Source organism: Helicobacter sp. 10-6591, from assembly GCF_003288805.1.
Lineage (GTDB): Bacteria > Campylobacterota > Campylobacteria > Campylobacterales > Helicobacteraceae > Helicobacter_F.
Map to the genome: position 1 here is coordinate 1 of NZ_NHYK01000043.1, position 1582 is coordinate 1582.

2 protein-coding genes are annotated in these 1582 nt (G+C 40.5%); one reads left to right on the forward strand and one right to left on the reverse strand.

What is annotated here, in order from left to right; all coding sequences use genetic code 11:
* Nucleotides 1-1197: autotransporter outer membrane beta-barrel domain-containing protein (locus CCY97_RS08065; RefSeq protein WP_112064950.1), on the forward strand; the 1197-nt coding region annotated here is incomplete at its 5' end.
* A 75-nt stretch (nucleotides 1198-1272) separates the two neighbouring features.
* Here CCY97_RS08065 and CCY97_RS08345 read toward each other — a convergent pair.
* A partial coding sequence (locus CCY97_RS08345; RefSeq protein ID WP_181562875.1) for a hypothetical protein occupies nucleotides 1273-1582 on the reverse strand: 310 nt, incomplete at its 5' end.

Sequence of the window (1582 nt, forward strand, 5' to 3'; positions counted from 1 at the left end):
ACACGCACGCTAAGAATCACATTTGACAAAAATACACAAATAATCTCTGCTGAGCTAAAAGCCGATGTGCTAAAAACACAGAATATGAGCCAGAGTATGTCTAGCGCGATAAACACTATCTATAACGATACACAAGGCAAGGAGGAATATGATAGGTTTTTTAAGAGGTTGGATTTTGTCGATGAGCAGACATTCACACAGACACTTGATAGCATAGCAGAGAGTACTGCACTAAGCAGTGTTAGCGACGAATTGAACGCACAACAAAGCAATAACTTCGCCTCGCTGGGCTATATACTAACTCCAATGAATAGCACACGATCTAACAGACCTATTCGCTTGAGTGCCGCAGGTGACCTGCGAAATGTGCTAGCTGGATTATTTGGTCGTCCCAATCGCCAACAGATGATAGTCAATACTAGCTATTCGAAAATGAAGCATACTGCCTACACTGCAAGCGCACTTTCTACAAACTTGCAATACAAAAATCGTGTGTATGATAATCTCATACTAGGCGTATTTGCTGACTACACGATAGGTAATGCTAGCCACACATACGCTAATCGTAGTGATAGCACATATACATTGGGTGCAAGCGCAATTTATAATCTAGGTTATTTCTCTTTGTTAGGTTCAGTAAGTGTGGGAGTAGGGAGCAATACGGCGACTCGTAGCATCCTAGGTACTGACATGCCATCTAAAATAGAAGCCAAATACACCACAACCACATATTTTGGACAATTAGGAGTAAGTAAAGATATAGCACTAGGCAGGTTACTTGTGCTAAAACCTATGGTGCTTGCTAATATCAATGGAATTTCACAGGGAGGATATGAGGAAAGAGGTGGTCTATTTGCCCTCAGGTCAGAGGCACAGACCTACAATGTACCGGGGGCAGCATTAGGTGCGCATGCCATCTATACTTTGCCAATTGGTACTAGTGAGCTCAATCTATCAATATTTGGCTTCTACACAATGAGATTCTTAGATAGCATCCAGTCTCGTGCGAGTTTCAAGGATTTTTCGAATTCACAGCACTTTATCCAAACCGCTTCACTTAGTATTTCGAGTGTGTATGCAGGACTTAATGCACAGTGGCAATATGGTAATTATTTTGCACGGCTAGGTGGAAGTATGGAATCTGCGAGAATGTACACACTCCTCAATGGCATGTTGAGTGTGGGGCTGTATTTTTGATTATGATTTCATTGAAGTCTTGGGTGCAAATAGAATCTTAAGTTGGGATTTTTAAGTGTTTGGGACATAAACACTTTAAACATTAAGCGAGAGGATCTTTCTGAAAGGATAGTTTAGAATCTGAGAGGTTTTCAAAAGAGCGATAGTGCCTTTGAGGCTATGGCAAAATCGGGCTTTTGTATGGATTATCTCATCGCTGTATTCAAATTGGATAGAAACCATTGTGTTATCTTGGACTTTAAAAATTGCGCCAAAAGTCTCAGGAATAAGCAATACAGATTCTCCCAAATCTTTACAATCATTGTCTTTGAGTAGATAGACGTAAGCACCGTTATTGTCAGGTAAAGATTCTAAAATGTCTGTATTGAGAATCTCTTGTGTGTGG